Raw genomic sequence first — 20118 nt, 5'->3', positions numbered from 1 at the left:
TAACCCTGGCGCATTGTTTATCCCGGCCCGGCTTCTCCGGCCAGCATTGAAACCGCACCTTAGTGCGGTTTTTTTATGCGGTAACTTGCGGAAAAGGAAACTGCTCCAGATAGTCTGGGATGCGCGGGAAGGTATGCAAAAACCACGGTGTGAACTGCTGTGGCTGCTGCTGCATCTGCTGCTCAATCAGCGCCATCGGGCGATAATCCCAGGCATCCGCTTCCTGCGGATTCAGCTGCGGCAGGCTGTCGCAGACGGCAAAGAAGACGTGACCATACTCATGTTCAGTCAGGCCATTGCTCAGCTTCAGGTTGTAGCTCAGCTCAAACACCGGCGTCAGCGTCACCACCATTCCCATCTCTTCACGCAGGCGGCGCTCGGCGGCGTCGCGGGTTGATTCATGAGGATAAGGATGACCACAGCAGGTATTACTCCACAAGCCACCACAATGATATTTATCGCTGGCACGACGTTGTAGCAACAGCTCCTGCCGGGAATTGAAGACGTAGACCGTCACCGCGCGGTGCAGTAATCCTTTTTCATGCACTTCCAGCTTTTCCATCTTGCCGGTGGGACGATCGAGGTGGTCAACGAGGATAACTTCAATAGCAGACATGGCGTTTCCTTGAGATTATTCCCAACTATTCTGGCACAGAATTATAGGTTTGGGCGGATCATCGAGGATTTATTACCCGGGTCAGGCGGAGATAAGCGGATGAAGCAGGGAGAAAATCAGGCCAGCAAGGCTGGCCTGGAGAGGGATTACAGTCGGAAGCTCTGAACCACCCGCTCAAGCTGGGTGCTTTGCGATTCCATCGCCTGCGCGGCAGCAGAAACCTGCTCCACCAGCACGGCGTTCTGCTGCGTAGTGCCATCCAGCTGAGTAATCGCAACGTTAACCTGTTCGATGCCCAGGCTCTGTTCGCGGCTGGCTGACATGATTTCACTCATCAGCGTTGTCACACTGCTCACGCCCTTCATCAGCTCATCCATGGTCTGACCCGCCTGCTCGACCAGCGCGCTGCCGGTATCGATGTTCGCCACCGACTCTTCGATTAACTTTTTAATCTCACGCGCCGAGTTGGCTGAACGCTGTGCCAGGTTACGCACTTCCGATGCCACCACCGCAAAACCGCGGCCCTGTTCACCGGCCCGTGCAGCTTCTACTGCGGCGTTCAGCGCCAGGATATTGGTCTGGAATGCGATGCTGTCGATCACGCTGATGATATCGACCACTTTACGGGATGAGTGATGAATCTCGCCCATGGTGGTCACCACCTGACGGACCACTTCGGTGCCACGTGCGGCCACCTGCGAGGCATCGCCCGCCAGCTGGTTAGCGTGGGTGGCGTTGTCGGCGTTCTGACGCACGGTGCCGGTCAGTTGCTCCATCGACGCGGCCGTTTCCACAATCGAGCTGGCCTGATCTTCGGTACGGGAGGAGAGATTGGCGTTGCCGCTGGCAATTTCCCGCGACGCGGCGGTGATCGCCAGCGCGCTGTCGCCCACCTGCTGGAGCAGCCCCTGCAGATAGCTGATGAACTGGTTAAAGCTCTGCGCGACGGCGTTGAACTCCGGGCTGTTGCTGGCTGGCAGACGCTGAGTCAGATCGGCACCACCGGTCGACAGCGCTTCAATGTTGCTGTTCAGCACGTTGAGGCGTTTCATCATGGCGCGGACAAAGCCCAGCGACACCAGTAGCAGGATTACCGCCAGAGGGATCTGCACCAGACCCAGACGGGTCAGCATGTTGTGAGACTGCGCTTTAAGCAGGCTGGTTGGCAGGCTGCTGGCGAGATACCACGGGCTGCCTGGAATGGCCTGCACGAACAGCGTCTGCTCGCCTTCACTGCTGTCATAGGTGGTTTCCAGCGGCTGATTGCCAACACCGTTAAGCAGCGTTTTCAGCGGTGCTGCCATCGGCATCTGCACGTCAGCCAGGTTTTCGAGCTTCGGTGCGGCATTTACCAGCGCGCCATTGCCCACAACTTTACCATCGGCCTCGACGATCAGGACGTTGCCCTGAATGGTTTCACCCATCTGCTTCGCCAGCTGGTTAAAGAACCCCAGCGTCACATCGATGGTGGCGACGCCCCAGGCCGTGCCGTTTTTGTAGATAGCCATAGCACAGTTGGTGCGCGGCTGCGGGCTGGCGGCATCCTGATAGGCTTTTGCCCAGGCACACTGGCCTTTCGGAGCGGCCATGCCATCTTTGTACCAGGGTTGCTCCCAGTATTTGTCAGCCGCGTCGGAGTTCCAGTAGGTGTTCACCTGCAGGTCATTGCTGGCATTACGGGCAAAGAAGCTGCTGTCCTTCTCTTTGGCCGGGTCACGACGGTTTGGCAGTGGCCAGATCCCGCCACCAAACACATTGCTGTCCTGATACTGGTTAACCAGCGTCGGTAACAGGGTGTCGATGGTGGCGCTGTCCATGACGGATGCGGCTTCGGTAATGGCGCGCTGCTGGGCCTGAACGCGGTTCATCTGTTCAACGATACCGGAAGCCAGCGAATCCACCTGATAGCGAACCAGACGGCTTTCGCTATCGACCAGCTGTGGCGCGACAAACTGATTAATAACCCAGACTGTAACGAGTAAAAGCGCAACAAAGAACGCGATCATTGTTGCGGTGAAGCGGGATTGTGTTGTTTTAAACATCTTTGTTCCCCTGAACCTGGTGCGGCGCGATTGCCTGATCGGGTTTAACGGCACGGCAAACAGGAACTTGAGATGGGCAAGATCACATATTTGAGAAATGTTTGATTTATGTAAAAATTTAATTTCAGAGCGGAACTATCACATCCCCGGCGGGCGCCGGGGAATGGGCGAACAGGCGCATTATTGCTGGCCTACTCTTCTGAACTGACGACCTGCTGGCGCGGGCGGAAGATGTGATTATTGCCATCCGCCGTTAACAATTCCCGTAACTTCTGACCGCCATGTTCATCCGCCTGCGCGAACTGCCGCTCCGCTTCAGTAATCGGCGTAGTCCAGAGCAGAGTCGGGCGATCGCCGTCGCGTTTTGGCAGCGAGAACTGCGCCTGTTCGGTTGCCAGCTCATTGGCGAGCAGGAAGCTTTCAAAGCCGACGGGTGCCACTTCCGACGCCAGCGTATGGCCCTCGCCCAGCCAGGTCAGCCGCGCCCACGGCAGATGCACGAACTCCGCCAGCGCGCTGGCCATTTGCACCGCATTGCCTTCGGTCATGACCTCACCGTCAACCGCCATGCCGAGTTCAATGCGGCGATACTGCGGTGCCAGTTCATCAAACAGATAATCGACCTGCGGCATCGGCCGGATGCTCATGCCGATGGTCAGGAAATACCAGACGCCCTGATGCCAGTGCTGGGAGATCGCCATCGGCGGCCAGCTGCCCTGATCGATAGCGTAATACTTCACTGACTCGCCATAGCGCGCCTGATAGCAGGCCATCAGATCGTTCTGCACCTTATCCCACTCGCTGCCGTCGTGCCATTCGCGCCAGAACTGACGCTGATGCTCTGCACGGGCGTAGTAGTCATTGGTTGATGCCGATCCCAGCGGTGCCGTCAGCCGGTTCTTTTTGATGCAGCCCGCGGAGAAGCTCACCTGCTTCTCCTGATAGAGGCTCCAGCCGGGGATCACCGCCAGCAGCTGGCCGTAATACCACAGCGCCGCGCCATCATCGCTCGGCTCCCACAGCACCTGCAGACCGGCTGGATCCAGCGCGGGTTCCGCTTCCAGATTACGGCAATACTCGGCGCTGAGCAGCGGCGCTATGCCCTGCTCCATCGCCTCGCGATCTTCCTGCGCCGGTGCCGGCAGCAGGTTTCGTAGCCAGCAGCCGCGCACCGCATACTGGCTGCGGAACAGGTCGGTTGGCCAGATGTAAAAATAGGCAGTGCGCTCATCCTGTTCGACAATGGCGGTCAGGGTGCGCTGCTGATTGTGGACTTCAGCAATCAGGGATTTGTACGTCATAGTGCCTCGACAAAGCCTGGAGGAATCCATTTTCCCCGAGAATAGAGCAGGATCCTGGCTGCGGCTATCTGAGACAAGGGTAATAGTCTCAAAGTGTGGGAGTTGGAGGGGTGGTGAGGGTTTTTGGTGAAGTGCTGCGCTTTGGAAGAGTGGCCGTTGTTAGTATCAGAGACCACTATGAGCGAAAGGCGGACGTGCCTGTTGAAAGAGAAAGTTAAATCTTATAAAGATTTTTTCATAAATATCCGGCTTGTTCCTTCCGGCTCGCAGCTAATACGCCCAAACTCTTCCCAACCATGCTTTTTATAAAAGTCAGGAGCCTGAAAGCTTATCGTATACAAAAATGCAGCAGCGCAGCCCCTCTTCCGCCCTTCGTCTTCGAAACAGTTAAGGATATCTGTACCTAGCCCCATTCTCCGCAGCTCTGGTGGAAGATAGAAAAGATCTATAAAAAGGAGGCCCAGTGATGAACGTCCTTGCATTCCTCCAAGTACTTCACCAGTTTTAGTTGATTTTATTAATACAGATAATGGCTTACGGTCACTTATTCCCGTCATTAACTCGTTGAAATCATTAAGCCCTTCTTCAATGGGCAATAATTGTTCCGCATCAACGTTTTCACAAACCTCAAAACTTATCTCTTCAACAGTGCAATTCATTCCAGATGTCCTGATTGCTGTATAAATAACTGTTTAAATATACAGATGAAGAGCCGTATTTCAAGCCTTATCCCTTTTCGGTTTTACTCGGCCACTTGCAGAACTATGGCATCTACGTCCGCTTCTGCGCACAAAGCAGATTGTCACTGCTCATGTCCGTTAAAAGGAAGATCCGGGCGCTACAGCAGAAAGGTTTATTGAGACGGTGACATGACACTATGCGCTGCAGTGAAGAGTACAGCAGGCGCAATTGGCGGGAGCAGAGGCCCATCCGGCAGCATACTCATACCATCACGGTCTGATAATGCTCTTACAGTAACGGGTGGATGCAGCGAAGGAGCGCGATGCACTGCCCAATAAAGTTAACCGGATACGGTGTTGACTGTAGCGTTCACTATGGTTATCAGACTGACTTTTCTAATCAATGGTACACATATCGTCCTGTTTAATGCTTTTTGAAAAAACCTTTCAGCAACCATAAAAGCGCAACAGACATAATGATAGAAATAAGGATATTGGCTGAGAGTACAAAGTCGATGGTTGCCTCATCGCCATTAATATTGAAAAAACTTGCGATGGCATAAAAGAATGTTACCGGCACTATGACAGCAATAGCTTTTGAAATAGCAATCGCACAAAAAACAAACAGAAAAATAGTTATAATAAAGCGCATCGTTAGTATACCTTTACCGTTCCATAGGCTTTGAGCTGGCTGCCCGGGATGTTAAGCGTTGGGCCAGATTTAAGGAACATGTCGCGCATGTAATTGAACTGAAGAGGATGTTGAAGTGTGATGCAGCCTTCACTCAGCCCTAATGGCCCAATAGGGTGCAGACGGAAATTGCCCCGCCTGATGCCTTGTACAAACGTGTAGTCATCGATTTTTCCATCGTCACGAAATAGTCCAAACCATGTTGAACGATCCGTACCGTATATGTCTTTCAACAAGCGTTCTCTAAACGGCCCCAATCTTCCACCTGAAGGTCGTTCTACAATAAAGTAACGGCCACGAACTATTGGGCCTATATCAGGTACGTTTGTTTTTTCAGGATTATTGCGGCCTTCTTTTTGACCAGAAAAAGCAGGAAATGTACCAATACCAGGGCAGCTCAGGCTGGTCATTTCACGCCGATTGAGAAGTAAATAGCAGCTATATGACATGAGAACTCCATTCCTTATGTGCGAATATAGTAGATCCACTTGATTCTAAAAATTAACTATTGCTTTTTGGGAGAACAATGTCAATTGTGCCCGGCATCTGCCTTTGAGTGGCTGACTGAAGGGACGTTACCTGTGCCCGCAGAAGGGCATAAAAAACCGCCAGGCGGCGGCTCGCCTGAATTTACCAAATTTTATCAGGACTCTTTGTAAAAGAGCCGCCGTGGACAGTGGCATCAATCGCATTGCGGCAGTCTTCGGTATCGCGTGGATCAAAGGCTTTCGTGCATTCCTCATATTTAGCTTTGCGCTCCGCGTCATGCGCTTTATACCAATCAATACTCTTCGCGCCAGCATCGCAACCGGTAAGCAGCGTGGTGGCCAGCAAGCTCAGTGAAAGTAGTCCTGCTTTCATCAGATCGCCCTTTAGAGAATTAATTGGGGCCGCAGTTATAGAGCAGTAGTGCGCTCTAAGGAATGAAGCAGGGACTGCAAAAACAATGTGCGCTGTGAGCGAGGAGCAGAAGTTGGATTCGCAGCGTCTGCAATTTCGCATTCAACCATTTGGTGACATCTCGCTTATCACAGCATTTATCGGAATACATCTTCACATCAAATGAATCTACGTCGAACGGTAAAAAAAATCCTGATATCCATTGCCGGGGATCAACTTTCCTTCGGAAAAACTGGGGATCGACATCAGTAAGCAGGTTACATCCTTTATTCATTAATTGTAATTATGATTTAATGCGGAATTATCTATCAACAATAATTACGGTGTTATGAATGAACGTTAAAAATATAATTTTTGTGTCTTGTATTGTTTTAATGATAACTGGTTGTACTAATGATCCGAAAAGTATGTGGAATTCTCGATATGCTTTTAAAAGCCTAGGCAGTGTTCAGGCGATGTGTGATGACGGGGATCGTGACGCATGTTATGCAGCGATGGATATGCAAGGATTAACAAACGGTTTAAACAGCGCCAACGCTAGTATGCAGCAGAAACAAGCTTTGCAAGCTCAACAAGATGCAGCCCTTCCGCGTATGACAACAACAACGTGTCACCCTTTAGGCAATACTATTACTTGCCAAACATACTAGTCTTATCAGCGTCAATGTCCCAGTAACCCGGCCTATCCAGATGAGTTAAAAAACGGTCACCGGCTGGCCAGCTATGTTCCGTCGCAAAATGGCCGCACCATCCCTGTACATGCACCTTCCATCACATACCGTGAAATGGTCGATAAAAGTTGGCTACTTCATGAGGGGCATTTAAAACCCTTTTAGGTACGCTTCTGGCACGAAGCGGACAAGCTAACTGAGCTGAAGTCCGCTATGAGCGAAGAGCAGACGTTGGGATTTCAAATAACTTAAAACTGCGAATACAAAAGAAACATGACCGGAAAAAGACTGCTGCCTGCAGCAAGCATTCGGTATTGACTCACTTAACTCTGATTTCTTTCATGTTCTATAAGCCACTCTTTGCGCGATATGACTCCACCATATCCTGTCATTTGGCCATTTTTACCGATAATTCTGTGGCACGGAATCACAATCGCAATCCGGTTGGCACCATTCGCAGCTTCAACTGCTCGTACAGCGTCAGGTTTATTCAGTAGCAGCGAAATATCCTGATAGTTTGAGGTCTCCCCATAAGGAACAGCACGTAGTGCCTGCCAGACGGATTTTTGAAAATCATTGCCTGGTGTGTCTAGTAAGAGATCAAACTGACGACGAATTCCGGCAAAATATTCGCTGATTTCCTTTACTGTTTGTCGGGTATGACTATTTTCGCCTGTGACAATTCTGGCGTTAAGTAAACGCTGGATATCGTGAAATTCCGTCTCTAACATTCGGTGATCGGTAAACTCCAGCAGGCAAACTCCCTGCTCTGTAGCACAGACAAACATAGGTCCCAGTGTAGTGGTAAACCGGTGAATGACTATTACCTGAGTGGGCTGAGTCGGAGCTGCGCCAGTGAGCTGCTTGTAGATGTAACCAAACCCACTCAGAGATTCGTAGCCATTGTCCAGTGCTACGTCAGTCGCCGCACGTCCGCTTTTCAGCTCCTGCAGGGCAATATTTACCCGCTGCATTCGCTGGAAGGCCTGAAAAGTGATGCCGTGCTGTTGCAGGAACCAGCGCCGCATCCGTTCCGGGCTGATTCCATGCTGACGAAGATCCGCGTCGGATATACGGGATTTGATATTGCGCCTGACAAGCGTAAGCGCCTGTTCGACAAATAATGGCGCGCTGTGCGCATTTTCAGCAGGTCTGCAGATTTTACAGGGGCGAAAGCCGGCCGCCAGGGCAGATTTGGCATCTTTATAAAACTCTACGTTTTCACGTTTAGGCTTTCGTGCCCGGCATATCGAAATGCAGAATACGCCAGTCGTTCTGACTCCAGCAAAAAACACACCCGTATATTCTGAAGCGCGTTCAAGTAATGCCTGATACCAGACATCACACAGATTCTTATCGATAACCTTCATTAACAAAAAGTCCTTCAAATGTCTGATGCCACCGGATCGCATGCATTAAATCAATCAGCTTTGACTGGATGGCCGAATGAACAAAATTACCCATAGAAATGCGGCTTACCCCGGCCAGTTTCAGTCTATCGAACGAGGGAAGATCGGGCATACACATGACATTCAGAGGCAGATCAATGGCATTTGCAATAAGGCTGATATCTTTCTCTGACGTCAGGCAGGGAACAAATAGGCCGTCAGCACCAGCAGTTCTATAGTGCTGGGCCCGTAACAATGTCTCCTGTAACGCTCTTTCATGCCCGAGAAGATAAGTATCAGTCCGGACGTTCAAAAATAGGTTATAACCTTCACTTCTCAGCGCATCGCATACTGCTCTCAGATTACGCGAAAATTCAGAAACATCATCAAGCTGTCGAACCTGATTAATGACTCTGCTGTCTTCAAGGTTAACGCCTGATACGCCTATCTGAGCAAGGAGCTTGAGATTGGCTATTATCTCTTCAGCTGAATCACCATATCCTGCTTCCATATCAACACTTAGTGGCAGGCTGCTAACTGCCCGGATACGAGTGACAATAAAAAATAATTCATCAAACGGCATGCCCTGGCCGTCTTCATAACCCAATGTGGCCGCTATTGCTGCGCTGGACGTTCCCAGAGCCTTATAGCCAGCTTTTTGCGCTGCGACAGTACTGACGGCATCCCAGACGTTAGCGATAAGAAGGGGCTCATACTGGTTGTGGAGTTCTGCGAAGTTCATATCCATATCCTCTCAATTAGATCGAAAATGAATCTAAGCATTCAGCAAAAACGGCACAACCGAAAATCAGACGACCATTTTTTTTAAAAAGGGTTAAGCCAGGTCAGTCTGATTCAGGTGGTGAAACGGCAGTAATGTTTCAAGGTCTGCTTCTGGTACAAAGCGAAGTGACACGCACGTCAACGACCGCTATGAGCGAAAAGCGGACATCGATTAAAGCATTCTGAATGAGTCAAAAAGGAGCAGCGTAATGCTAAATGAAAGAAAATTTGAGGTATAAATTCAAATGCTTTGTAAAAAAGATGGCTAACAAGAAGTTGGCAGCATTCTTACAGAATTTATCTAAATTTTATGTGCTTACTTCCTTTAAATGCTTTCTTTAAATCCTTTTGAAATTTATCAATGAGCTTGTCTGCATAGTCTTCTGCGATATCCATCGCTTTAGCCTTCACAACAAATATGAGAGAAGTCACATCATTTTCGCGCCCGCAGTTTGCGCACACAATCAGCGAGCCATGAAGAGGGACGTAGTTTTCGTGTGGAAATGCAAACAGCTCGGAGTGGCAGAAAGTGCATCTCAGGCCGATGGATTTCTTCAGTTCTTCCATGTGGCTTATCTTTTTATAAAAGTCCGGTAAGAGAACCAGCAACACCGCCTACTACAGAAGAAGTTAGCGGATGCTCTAAGAACTTTGTTAAAAGCGATTTAGCTTCTGCCTTTTCTTCTGAAGTCGCTTCTGCACGGTCAATTTTGTCTATCACTTCCTGAAAGACATTGTAAATATTTTGCTTATTACCATCGCCTACCTGAGCTGACCCGGCAACATGGATAGCGCCAATCGTATAACTGCTCCTTGCAAGTTCATAGGAACGGTTCTTACCGTGCTTAACCGACAGCGCGCGGCTCTGTCCCTCTTCTGTCAGTGTGACATGATCGTATCTGTCTGACATATTTTTCAACAAGCCGCGGGAATTACATCTATTTATAATTCCAAATAAAATTTCTTCTGACCAGCCATGTAACTTTTCAATTTCATTACGATCCCCTTGCTCCTGAGCAAAACCCCAATACGTATCCGTTATAGTTCCCCCAATTCGTTCCATATCGTCGTTCATAAAAATCAATAAAGCATCAATATCGTTTTGAATTTTATCCGAATCCATTTGTATTCCTTTTTAATAGAGTGCTGTAGTTGAGACCGGGAAATGTATAACCATTATAATTTATGCCTGAGCTTGACGTTCATACAAATTATCACATTTAGAAAATAATTCATGGACAAAAGCCGCGGTGTAGGTATCCCTGCAATAAGAATCATCAACTTTTAGAGTCTCTGGCACTCCAACTTCCGCTTCTGGCACAAAGCGGACGTTGGTATCTACTTCAATCAGCCTATTGTACCTAACTCCGACAAATTGGCTGCCTTAACAAAGCACGTATCCATGTGCAGATATCAACTACTCCAGTTGCGTAATCTTTTATGGGCTACAGCAATCCACCCTTTTACCAGCGACCCCCTCACCCCACCCTTCCCATCCGCACCATCGCCCGATACCAGGCACCGCGCTGAATCGACCACCTTAATCCCACCGCAATCGCATTAATCTTCCGGTCAATGATCGCCTGCTGAAAGCGGCCGATCTCCGTACCGGACATCGCCTGCGCCCAGGCTGGCATCAGCCCGAATCCCGACTTCAGCATGATTTTCATCACCGGTTTTGCCTGCCAGCTGGGTGCAGGGGCATTCATCAGCAATCGCGTCACTTCGGCAGTGCGATGATCAAAGCGCAGCTCTGAACGCATCTGTTGCAGATAATCCGCAACATCAACAACGCTTTTCGGTACCTGCTCCGCCCCCAGCGCTTCGGCAATCTGCGCCGCTTCCTGATAGTACTGATCCTGCCCGGCGCGGCTGAGATGTGGATTTTTGTAGCGCAGATGGGCGGCCAGAAAACGGCTGGTCTCCGCCACATGCACCCAGGTCAGCAGATGCGGATCGCTGGCGGCATAGGGTTTGCCTTCGCTATCAACGCCGCTGACTTTCAGGTGAATGCGTTTCACCCGGTCAATCAGCGTCTGTGCATCCTGCGAATTACCGTAGGTGGTCACAGCGATAAACTGACTGGTGCGCCGCAGGCGGCCCATCATATCTTCACGGAAATTGGAGTGATCCCAGACGCCCGCCAGCGCCGCCGGATGCAGCATCTGCAACAGCAGCGCGCTGATCCCGCCGCACATCATTGAGGTGAAGTCACCGTGGACGCGCCAGATCACGCTGTCCGGGCCAAACAGGCCGGGATCGCCAGGCGGTTGAGAGAGGTCAAATTCATTCATCGACAGGCCGTTAAGGCGGAATACCTGCTGCTGAATGCGGTCACGCAGATTAATCATGGCGGCTCTGATAGAGGATATGACGTGGCGCGCCGTAGCAGGACGCTAACGACGCGCCGCATCACCTTCCCCTTACGTCAGGGGAAAGGCTGACGGTTATAAATAGTTGAACTGCCCATCCTCGGTACGAACGGAATCGAGTCCAATCATCACGTTGAATTTGCCGGGCTCTGCAACATGCTGCATCTGCTGGTTCCAGAACTTCAGCGCATCCACGTCGATTTTAAAGGTCACGGTTTGCGACTCGCCCGCTTTCAGCATGATGCGCTTAAAGCCACGCAGCTCCTGCACCGGACGGCTGATGGAAGCGACCGGATCGTTGAGGTACATCTGCACCACCGTCGCGCCATCGCGTTTACCGCTGTTGGTCACGGTCACGCTGGCTTCAATGCTGCCGTTACGCGGCATGGTCGGTGAGGACATTTTTACCGGCGACACGGTGAAAGTGGTGTAGCTCAGGCCGTAACCAAACGGATAGAGTGGACCGTTAGCCGCGTCGTAGTAGTGCGAGGTGTACTTGTTCGGCTTAGCAAAATTGTAAGGACGACCGGTTGGCAGATGGTTGTAATAGATCGGAATCTGACCCACTGAACGCGGGAAGGAAACCGGCAGTTTGCCCGACGGGTTGTAATCGCCGAACAGCACATCGGCGATGGCGTTGCCGCCTTCGGTGCCGCTGAACCAGGTTTCCAGCATCGCATCGGCCATCCGATCTTCATTCACCACTGACAGGGGGCGTCCGTTCATCAGCACAATCACCAGCGGTTTACCGTTGGCTTTCAGTGCTGCTAACAGCTTCTGCTGGCTCGGCGGGATCACCAGGTCGCTGCGGCTGGAGGCTTCGTGCGCCATACCCTGCGCTTCGCCCACGGCAGCAACCACCACATCGGCCTGCTTCGCTTTGGCGACCGCGTCATCAATCAACTGCTGCGGTGAACGCGTATCCACGGAAACCGCCTGCTCATAGAGGTTCAGGAAGTCCTGAATCCCTTTGTTGTCGGTAACGTTAGCGCCCTTCTCATAGAGCAGCGTAGCCTTGCCTTCGGTGGCATTGCGCATGCCCTGCAGCAGCGAAACGGATTGCTTCGCCACGCCAGCGGCGGACCAGCTGCCCATAATGTCGCGCTGACTGTCTGCCAGCGGACCAATCAGGGCAATGGTGCCCGATTTTTTCAGCGGCAGCGTTTCCAGGCGATTTTTCAGCAACACGATGCTTTTACGCGCGACGTCGCGCGCTTCAGCCCGGTGCAGACGGCTTTCCGCATTGGTGTCCTGCGGATCGCTCTCTTTTGGACCTAAATGGCTGTAGGGATCGTTAAACAGGCCCATGTCATATTTGACGTTGAGCACATGGCGCGCCGCATCGTCAATCTCTGCCATGGTGACGTCGCCGCTCTTCACCAGAGCGGGCAGATACTTGCTGTAATATTCGTCGCTCATGCTCATATCGACGCCCGACTTCAGGGCGATGCGCACCGCTTCCTGCGGATCGCTGGCGACGCCATGTTTGATCAGCTCTTTGATTGCGCCGTGATCGCTGATGGTGATGCCTTTGAACTTCCACTTATCGCGCAGCAGATCTTTCAGCAACCAGCTGTCCGCCGTGGCGGGCACGCCATTGATCGAGTTCAGCGCCACCATCACGCCGCCGCTACCCGCATCCAGTGAAGCTTTGTATGGCGGCAGATAGTCCTGGAACATGCGCTGCGGGCTCATGTCCACGGTGTTGTAATCGCGTCCGCCTTCAACTGCGCCATAGAGCGCGAAGTGCTTCACGCTGGTCATCACGCTGTAGCGATCGGCAGCACTTTTTCCCTGCATCGACTGCACCATGCTGCGACCCATTTCGCTGGTGAGATACGTATCCTCACCGAAACCTTCGGAGCCACGGCCCCAGCGCGGTTCACGGCTGACATCCACCATCGGCGCCCAGGTCATGTTCAGGCCATCGTCGGCCGCTTCATAGGCAGAGACGCGCCCCACCTCTTTCACCGCATCCAGATCCCAGCTCGACGCCAGGGCCAAAGGAATCGGGAAAATGGTGCGCTGACCATGAATAACGTCGTAGGCGAAAAACAGCGGGATCTTCAGGCGGCTGAGCTGCATCGCCTGATCCTGCATCGCGCGGATATCCTGACGGGTTACGGTATTAAAAATCGCGCCAACCTGACTCTTCTGAATCATGTCGCGAATCACTTCTTTCGGATTATCAGGTCCGACGCTGATTAAACGCAGCTGGCCGATCTTCTCGTCCAGCGTCATTTTTTTAAGCAGTTGGTTGACGAAGGCATCCCGCGCCTGTTCGGTCATCGGGTGGTTACCTGGCACCGTCTCAGCTAATGCGGGTTGCATCGCGAGGGAGACAGCGAGACTAACAGAGTAAATCCATTTCATCAGGTTGGGTTCTCTTAAGTAACTGCGCAATATCGAATTAACAGGCGGCAGTGTGCCACAAGATGAGAATAGCAGGTAGCTGCCGCTGTCACACTGCGTTGAGGTGAGTTGACGTGCTACAGTTAGGACGCACTGATAAGACAAGGGAATTGCTCATGATACAAACCTCTGCCCTGCTTTCTGACCTGCGCCGCCTGGTCGGCCCCACCCATCTGCTGACTGAACCTGAACAGACCGCACGCTATCGCAAAGGCTTTCGCTCCGGCGAAGGCGAGGCGCTGGCGGTGGCGTTTCCCGGTACGCTGCTGGAGCTCTGGCGGGTACTGCAAACGCTGGTAAATGCCGATGTCATTATCCTGATGCAGGCGGCGAATACCGGCCTGACCGAGGGCTCGACGCCGCATGGCGACGATTATGATCGTCCGCTGGTGATTGTCAGTACCCTGCGGCTGGATAAGCTTCAGCTGATTGACGAAGGCCAGCAGGTGCTGGCGTTCCCCGGCAGCACACTCTATCAGCTGGAAAAAGCACTGAAGCCGCTGGGGCGTGAACCCCACTCGGTGATTGGCTCCTCCTGTATTGGTGCCTCGGTGCTCGGCGGCATCTGTAATAACTCCGGCGGATCGCTGATCAAGCGCGGACCGGCCTACAGTGAAATGGCGCTGTTTGCCCAGATTGATGCGCAGGGAAAACTGAAGCTGGTGAACCATCTCGGTATCGATCTTGGGACGTCACCGGAAGAGATTCTGGGGCGGCTGGATGATGACCGCTGGCAGCCCAAAGATGTGCAGCACGATGGCCGTCACGCCTCCGATCATGAATATGCCGACCGGGTTCGTGAAGTGGATGCGGATACGCCCGCCCGTTACAACGCCGATGCGCGTCGCCTGTTTGAAGCCTCCGGTTGTGCCGGGAAGCTGGCGGTCTTCGCGGTGCGACTTGATACCTTCGCCAGCGAACCGCAGCAGCAGGTGTTTTACATCGGCACCAACGAGCCCGGCGTTCTCAGCGATATCCGCCGTCACATGCTGGCGCATTTCACCCATCTGCCGGTGGCGGGCGAATATATGCACCGCGACATCTATGACATTGCGGAAGTCTACGGCAAAGATACCTTCCTGATGATCGACAAGCTGGGCACCGACAAGATGCCGCTGTTTTTCACGCTGAAGGGGCGGGTTGATGCCTGGCTGAGCAAACTCTCCTTCGTTAAACCGCACTTCAGCGATCGCCTGTTGCAGCGCCTCAGTAAACTGTTCCCGGCGCATCTGCCGAAACGCATGAAGCAGTATCGCGATAAATATGAACACCATCTGATGCTGAAGATGTCTGGCGACGGCGTGGCGGAAGCGCGTAACTATCTGCGTGACTACTTCCGCGAAGGCGGTGGCGAATTCTTCGAGTGTGAAGGCAAAGAAGGTGCGCACGCCTTTCTGCATCGCTTTGCAGCGGCGGGTGCGGCGGTGCGCTACCACGCGGTGCATTCTGATGAGGTCGAGGACATTCTGGCGCTGGATATCGCCCTGCGTCGTAACGATGCGGACTGGTTCGAAACCCTGCCCGATGAGATCCGCGCCTCGCTGAGCCATCGTCTCTACTATGGTCACTTCTTCTGTCATGTGTTTCATCAGGATTACATCGTCAGAAAAGGCGTCGATGTGCATGCGCTCAAAGCGCAGATGCTGGAGATCCTTCAGGCGCGGGGCGCGGAATATCCCGCTGAACATAATGTAGGGCATCTCTATCAGGCCAAACCGCAGCTGGCGGCGTTCTATCGCCAGCTCGATCCCACCAACAGCTTCAATCCTGGGATTGGCAAAACCAGTAAGCAAAAGGGATGGGCAGTGAAGCAGGTTTAATCGCCTTATCGGTCAGCCTGCTTATCTGAGCAGGCTGATTTTCACACTACCGGGAAGCCCGTTCACACCGCCAGCCTCCCGTTGCAGCAGCCCTGCCAATAGCTAACATCTTTATCAAATAATTAATTCCCCTTCCCATATCGCACCTGCTTTATTTTATCTCATCGGGTTATGCGCAATAGTTCACAAAAAATTCCGCCACCAATTGATATTTCGCGTCGCGAAAAATAGATTGTCGCCATAAAAAATTCATAGCAAGCATCTTAATTACATTCAGGGAAGAATGATCATGCGAAAAATTAATTACGCGTTAGCGTTAATTGAAATATCCACCGCATTAATAGCGTTAACTGCAATAAGTTCATCACCGGCTTACGCCAGCGGATTTATTGAGGACTCATCGCTGAAAGGTAATGTTTTTTACTGGCAGCGTCAGCGAGATCGCAGAGACACCGATCCCGCCAGTGAATATCAGGGACAGTATCGGGCTAATTTACATCATGCCTCGCTCAACAGTAATCTTGACTATCAGTCAGGCTATGCCGGGGAGTGGATTGGTCTGGACCTCGCCATTTTTGGTGCTGCTGAGCTTTCCAATAGCGGCCCCGCCGCACCCAATGAAATTGGCTTCAGTAAGGCGCATACCCGCTGGGATGAAAAGTGGAATGGCGACAGCGGTGGTGCTTCTGTTTATAAAGCCGCACTGAAAGTAAAATATAACGATTACTGGTTGCGCGCCGGTTATATTCAGCCAACCGGCCAGACAATTATTGCGCCACACTGGAGTTTCTTACCCGGAACCTATCGCGGCGTCGAAGTCGGTGCGCTGTATGATTTCCAGCAGGCCGGTGCATTATCACTCTCATGGATGTGGAGCGACAAATATAAAGCGCCCTGGTATCGTGATTTATATAATTTTCGCCAGGCTGATGGCAAAACATCTGTCAGCTACCTGCATTCGTTCGGCATGAAATATGACTTCAGGAATAACCTGGTGCTTGAGGGCGCATTTGGCCAGGCGGCGGATTATATGGATCAATATTTTGCCAAAGCCTCGTGGTCAGCCACGCCCGGCGGCAATGCACTTTACACCAGCTATCAGTTTTACGGGGCGCACGACAAAGTAGCGGGCGGTGCCGCTAATCCCCGTGATGTCTATGACGGCCTGGCCTGGTTACAGGCGATCACGGTCGGTTACACCGTCGGCCCCGTTGATCTGCGCCTGGAAGGCAGCTGGGTCAAAGCAGAGGGGAATCAGGGCTTCTTCCTGCAGCGCATGACGCCAGGCTACGCCAGCTCCAATGGACGACTGGATATCTGGTGGGATGCCCGCTCCGACTGGAACGCCAATGGCGAAAAAGCGATCTTTGCCGGGGCGATGCTCGACTTAACGCCGTGGCAACTGGCGGGATGGAAAGTGGGCGCATCGTACGTCTGGGGCTGGGATGCCAGACCCGCCACGCTGCCCACCGTTGACCAGAGCCAGCGGCTGAAGGAGTCTGCCTGGAACCTTGATGTGATCTATCAAATCCAGCAGGGCCGCGCCAAAGATACCCAGTTTAAACTGCATTACACCCGCTACGACAATCACAGCAATCTGCCCAGTTACAGCGGCGGTTACGGCAACATTTTTCAGGACGAGAAGGACATCAAATTTATGGTTATCGTGCCGTTTACGCTGTTCTGACGCCCTGCAGACTCCCGGATATCTCTTCAGCAGCAAGGATGAATCAATATGTTTAAGTTAAGCCTTATCGCGCTCACTCTGCTGGGCGCTGCAGCCACAGGCCACGCCAGCTCGTCAGCGCAGCAGGTGGTGAAACAGATCAGTCAGTTTGGCGTCACTTATCAGGTGAACGATAATCAGGCCGCCCTGCATGGCACCGACTGCGCCGCGCTGGGTGCCGACTATGCCGCCTGCAATCGCGCCACCATTACCCTGACCAATAACGGCCCAGCCCTGACCGACAAACACTGGGCAATCTACATGAGCAACGTCCACCAGACGCTGCGGGTCGATAACGATCAGTTTAAAATGACCCATCTGGTCGGCGACCTGACCCGACTGGAGCCGACTGACAAATTCACCGGCATTGGCGCGGGCGAATCGGTGCAGATTCCGATCGTTAACGAATACTGGCAGCTGTTTGCCACGGATGTGATGCCGCGCTGGTATGTGACATCCAGGCAGGCCACCCCCAAAATTATTGCCAGCACCGATCATGAAGATCCCAGCCAGTTTGTATTGCCGTTGGGGGATAACTGGCGACGCAGTGCCGATGACCGGAATATCCTGATGCAACCCGCCAGCCGGTTTGATAAAAACAGCGATGTTGCCACCCTGCCCGCTTCCGCGCTGCGCGGTCAAATCACACCCACGCCGCTTGAGGTGAAACTGCGTCCGCAGGATGCCGATCTCAGCCGTGGCGTCAGTCTGTCTCTGACCGGGCTGACCCGCGAAACCGGTGAGGCGGTAAAGCAGCGTCTGGCCCTGCTTGGCCTGAAAGAAGCGCCTGATGGATTTGCCATCAGGACACAGATCAAACCGGGTCACTTCAGCGGCAAACAGGCTAAACCGGGCGCATACGATCTGGATATCACCCCTCGCCGTGCCATCGTGGTGGGCTACGATGCTGCCGGTGCGTTCTACGGTCTGATGTCGATTCTCTCGCTGATCCCTACAGAAGGCGCGCCGCGTATTGCCACGCTGGAAGCCCATGACTCGCCACGCTTTGCCTATCGCGGCGCGTTTCTTGACGTTGCCCGTAACTTTCACAGTAAACAGGCGGTCATGCGGCTGCTTGATCAGATGGCGGCCTGGAAGATGAACCGCTTCCACTTTCACCTCAGTGACGATGAGGGCTGGCGGATTGAGATTCCTGGCTTACCGGAACTGACTGAGGTGGGGGCTAAACGCTGCCATGACCTGAGCGAACAGCGCTGCCTGCTGCCGCAGCTTGGTTCTGGTCCGTTCAGCGATAACAACGGCAGCGGCTACTTCAGCCGTGCCGACTATATCGAGATTGTGAAGTATGCGCAGGCCCGTCACATCCAGGTGATCCCGGAAATTGATATGCCCGCCCATGCCCGTGCCGCCGTCATCGCCATGGAAGCACGCTATCAGCGGCTGATGAAGGAGGGACAATCTGAACAGGCCAGTGCGTATCGCCTGATCGATCCCACCGACGACTCCAATACCACCTCGGTGCAGCTCTATGACCGCACCAGCTATCTCAATCCCTGCATTGCGGGTTCACAGCGGTTTGTCGATAAAGTGATCGGTGAAGTTCAGGCGATGCACCGGGAAGCGGGACAGCCGCTCGGCGTCTGGCATTTTGGCGGTGACGAAGCGAAGAATATCCGGCTGGGTGCTGGCTACTCGGATAAACGCGACCCTAAACCGGGCACCGGTCTGCGCGACTGGAGTAAAGAAGATCTGCCGTGGGCGAAATCGCAGGTTTGTCAGGCACTGGTGAAGAGCGGCAAAGTGGAAGATCTGGCGCACCTGCCGAGCTACTTTGCCCTGACCGTCAGTGACATCGTTAACCGGCACGGTATCAGCAAAATGCAGGCCTGGCAGGATGGTTTAAAACATGCCAAAGATGCGGCAGCCTTTGCCACACCGCGCGTCGCGGTCAACTTCTGGGACACCCTCTACTGGGGCGGTTTTGACACAGCCAGTGACTGGTCACAGAAAGGTTACGACGTGGTGATCTCCAGCCCCGACTATCTCTATCTGGATTTTCCGTATGAAGTTAACCCGCTGGAGCGCGGCTATTACTGGGGCACGCGCTTCAACGACGAACGCAAAATCTTTGGCTTCGCGCCAGACAACCTGCCGCAGAATGCTGAAACCTCGGTGGATCGCGACGGCAACTTTTTCAGCGCCAAATCAGAGAAGCCCTGGAGCGGTGCTTACGGCATTTCGGCCCAGCTGTGGAGCGAAACTGTGCGCACTGACGCTCAAATGGAGCACATGATCTACCCTCGCCTGTTTTCGGTAGCGGAACGAAGCTGGCACCGCGCCAGCTGGGAGCAGGATTACAAGGCGGGTCAGGAGTATGCGGGGGGTAAAACCCATCTGGTCGATCAGCAGGCGCGCCTGAATGACTGGCAGCGATTTGCCAATCTGCTGGGACAGCGGGAACTGGCGAAGCTGGATAAGGCGGGCATCGATTATCGCCTGCCGGTGCCGGGAGCCAGAATCGTTGATGGCATCCTGTCGATGAATGTGGCCTTACCGGGCGTGACGCTGGAGTACAGCCTGGACAAGGGCACAAACTGGCAGCGCTACGATGCCACCAGACCGCCGCAGGTCAGCGGTGGGGTGGCAATCCGCTCGGTGAGCCGCGACGGTCAGCACACCAGCCGCGTTGAATCCCTGTAGAAAGCGAAGTGTGAACGGGCTGAGAAGCCAGCGTTTGAATATGAAAAAGGCCGAC

17 protein-coding genes are annotated in these 20118 nt (G+C 53.0%); 4 read left to right on the top strand and 13 right to left on the bottom strand.

Annotation, left to right across the window (positions count from 1 at the left end):
- Nucleotides 1-73: 73 nt before the first annotated feature.
- From idi to FOV68_RS07595, 7 genes are all read right to left on the bottom strand, one after another.
- Nucleotides 74-616, bottom strand: coding sequence for an isopentenyl-diphosphate Delta-isomerase (gene idi / locus FOV68_RS07625; protein WP_010254245.1), 543 nt, complete (start codon nt 614-616; stop codon nt 74-76).
- A gap of 146 nt (nt 617-762) precedes the next feature.
- Nucleotides 763-2658: a methyl-accepting chemotaxis protein gene (locus tag FOV68_RS07620; protein WP_033779530.1), complete on the bottom strand. Its 1896-nt coding sequence runs from the start codon at nt 2656-2658 to the stop codon at nt 763-765.
- A 191-nt stretch (nt 2659-2849) separates the two neighbouring features.
- Nucleotides 2850-3959, bottom strand: coding sequence for a suppressor of fused domain protein (locus FOV68_RS07615; RefSeq protein WP_143990569.1), 1110 nt, complete (start codon nt 3957-3959; stop codon nt 2850-2852).
- 221 nt (nt 3960-4180) lie between these two features.
- Complete coding sequence (locus FOV68_RS07610; protein ID WP_109653065.1) at nt 4181-4618, bottom strand: N-acetyltransferase; 438 nt, start codon at nt 4616-4618, stop codon at nt 4181-4183.
- A gap of 445 nt (nt 4619-5063) precedes the next feature.
- Nucleotides 5064-5291, bottom strand: coding sequence for a hypothetical protein (locus FOV68_RS07605; protein WP_143990568.1), 228 nt, complete (start codon nt 5289-5291; stop codon nt 5064-5066).
- A gap of 2 nt (nt 5292-5293) precedes the next feature.
- Nucleotides 5294-5779 carry a DUF2778 domain-containing protein gene (locus FOV68_RS07600; protein WP_072000444.1) on the bottom strand — a complete coding sequence of 162 codons (486 nt, stop codon included), beginning with the start codon at nt 5777-5779 and terminating at the stop codon, nt 5294-5296.
- 181 nt (nt 5780-5960) lie between these two features.
- Entirely contained in the window at nt 5961-6191 is a 231-nt protein-coding gene (locus FOV68_RS07595; RefSeq protein ID WP_143990567.1) for an EexN family lipoprotein, read from the bottom strand.
- Between the two features lie 371 nt (nt 6192-6562).
- Between FOV68_RS07595 and FOV68_RS07590 the strand changes: the two genes are divergently transcribed.
- A complete protein-coding gene (locus tag FOV68_RS07590; RefSeq protein WP_072036861.1) occupies nt 6563-6880 on the top strand; it encodes a hypothetical protein in 318 nt (105 codons plus the stop codon).
- 344 nt (nt 6881-7224) lie between these two features.
- Here the strand turns inward: FOV68_RS07590 and FOV68_RS07585 are convergent, their stop codons facing one another.
- The 6 genes from FOV68_RS07585 to bglX form a co-directional block, all read right to left on the bottom strand.
- On the bottom strand, nt 7225-8271 hold the full coding sequence (locus FOV68_RS07585) for a bifunctional transcriptional activator/DNA repair enzyme AdaA (RefSeq protein ID WP_143990566.1): 1047 nt from the start codon (nt 8269-8271) through the stop codon (nt 7225-7227).
- Nucleotides 8255-9031: an isocitrate lyase/phosphoenolpyruvate mutase family protein gene (locus tag FOV68_RS07580; RefSeq protein WP_143990717.1), complete on the bottom strand. Its 777-nt coding sequence runs from the start codon at nt 9029-9031 to the stop codon at nt 8255-8257. The genes FOV68_RS07585 and FOV68_RS07580 overlap by 17 nt, the downstream gene beginning before the upstream one ends.
- Before the next feature lie 338 nt (nt 9032-9369).
- On the bottom strand, nt 9370-9639 hold the full coding sequence (locus FOV68_RS07575) for a hypothetical protein (protein WP_034950123.1): 270 nt from the start codon (nt 9637-9639) through the stop codon (nt 9370-9372).
- A gap of 13 nt (nt 9640-9652) precedes the next feature.
- Nucleotides 9653-10195, bottom strand: coding sequence for a hypothetical protein (locus FOV68_RS07570; RefSeq protein WP_034950126.1), 543 nt, complete (start codon nt 10193-10195; stop codon nt 9653-9655).
- A 355-nt stretch (nt 10196-10550) separates the two neighbouring features.
- Complete coding sequence (locus tag FOV68_RS07565; RefSeq protein WP_143990565.1) at nt 10551-11423, bottom strand: oxygenase MpaB family protein; 873 nt, start codon at nt 11421-11423, stop codon at nt 10551-10553.
- 96 nt (nt 11424-11519) lie between these two features.
- Nucleotides 11520-13817, bottom strand: coding sequence for a beta-glucosidase BglX (bglX, locus tag FOV68_RS07560; RefSeq protein ID WP_143990564.1), 2298 nt, complete (start codon nt 13815-13817; stop codon nt 11520-11522).
- A 155-nt stretch (nt 13818-13972) separates the two neighbouring features.
- Between bglX and dld the strand changes: the two genes are divergently transcribed.
- From dld to FOV68_RS07545, 3 genes are all read left to right on the top strand, one after another.
- On the top strand, nt 13973-15676 hold the full coding sequence (dld, locus tag FOV68_RS07555; protein ID WP_010260312.1) for a D-lactate dehydrogenase: 1704 nt from the start codon (nt 13973-13975) through the stop codon (nt 15674-15676).
- 289 nt (nt 15677-15965) lie between these two features.
- The gene (locus FOV68_RS07550; protein WP_143990563.1) at nt 15966-17363 is read left to right on the top strand and encodes an OprD family outer membrane porin; all 1398 of its coding nucleotides are present in this window, start codon (nt 15966-15968) and stop codon (nt 17361-17363) included.
- A gap of 48 nt (nt 17364-17411) precedes the next feature.
- Nucleotides 17412-20063 carry a beta-N-acetylhexosaminidase gene (locus tag FOV68_RS07545; protein WP_143990562.1) on the top strand — a complete coding sequence of 884 codons (2652 nt, stop codon included), beginning with the start codon at nt 17412-17414 and terminating at the stop codon, nt 20061-20063.
- Nucleotides 20064-20118 lie beyond the last annotated feature (55 nt).

The sequence above is a fragment of the Pantoea sp. paga genome, assembly GCF_007558755.1.
Classification (GTDB): domain Bacteria; phylum Pseudomonadota; class Gammaproteobacteria; order Enterobacterales; family Enterobacteriaceae; genus Pantoea; species Pantoea agglomerans.
The sequence above is the reverse complement of the archived record's forward strand: the minus strand, read 5'-3'. Positions and strand labels throughout refer to the sequence as shown.

Coding starts and splice junctions, on each gene's coding strand:
- idi (WP_010254245.1), bottom strand. CDS start 616: ATGTCTGCTATTGAAGTTATCCTCGTTGACCACCTCGATCGTCCCACC.
- FOV68_RS07620 (WP_033779530.1), bottom strand. CDS start 2,658: ATGTTTAAAACAACACAATCCCGCTTCACCGCAACAATGATCGCGTTC.
- FOV68_RS07615 (WP_143990569.1), bottom strand. CDS start 3,959: ATGACGTACAAATCCCTGATTGCTGAAGTCCACAATCAGCAGCGCACC.
- FOV68_RS07610 (WP_109653065.1), bottom strand. CDS start 4,618: ATGAATTGCACTGTTGAAGAGATAAGTTTTGAGGTTTGTGAAAACGTT.
- FOV68_RS07605 (WP_143990568.1), bottom strand. CDS start 5,291: ATGCGCTTTATTATAACTATTTTTCTGTTTGTTTTTTGTGCGATTGCT.
- FOV68_RS07600 (WP_072000444.1), bottom strand. CDS start 5,779: ATGTCATATAGCTGCTATTTACTTCTCAATCGGCGTGAAATGACCAGC.
- FOV68_RS07595 (WP_143990567.1), bottom strand. CDS start 6,191: ATGAAAGCAGGACTACTTTCACTGAGCTTGCTGGCCACCACGCTGCTT.
- FOV68_RS07590 (WP_072036861.1), top strand. CDS start 6,563: ATGAACGTTAAAAATATAATTTTTGTGTCTTGTATTGTTTTAATGATA.
- FOV68_RS07585 (WP_143990566.1), bottom strand. CDS start 8,271: ATGAAGGTTATCGATAAGAATCTGTGTGATGTCTGGTATCAGGCATTA.
- FOV68_RS07580 (WP_143990717.1), bottom strand. CDS start 9,031: ATGAACTTCGCAGAACTCCACAACCAGTATGAGCCCCTTCTTATCGCT.
- FOV68_RS07575 (WP_034950123.1), bottom strand. CDS start 9,639: ATGGAAGAACTGAAGAAATCCATCGGCCTGAGATGCACTTTCTGCCAC.
- FOV68_RS07570 (WP_034950126.1), bottom strand. CDS start 10,195: ATGGATTCGGATAAAATTCAAAACGATATTGATGCTTTATTGATTTTT.
- FOV68_RS07565 (WP_143990565.1), bottom strand. CDS start 11,423: ATGATTAATCTGCGTGACCGCATTCAGCAGCAGGTATTCCGCCTTAAC.
- bglX (WP_143990564.1), bottom strand. CDS start 13,817: ATGAAATGGATTTACTCTGTTAGTCTCGCTGTCTCCCTCGCGATGCAA.
- dld (WP_010260312.1), top strand. CDS start 13,973: ATGATACAAACCTCTGCCCTGCTTTCTGACCTGCGCCGCCTGGTCGGC.
- FOV68_RS07550 (WP_143990563.1), top strand. CDS start 15,966: ATGCGAAAAATTAATTACGCGTTAGCGTTAATTGAAATATCCACCGCA.
- FOV68_RS07545 (WP_143990562.1), top strand. CDS start 17,412: ATGTTTAAGTTAAGCCTTATCGCGCTCACTCTGCTGGGCGCTGCAGCC.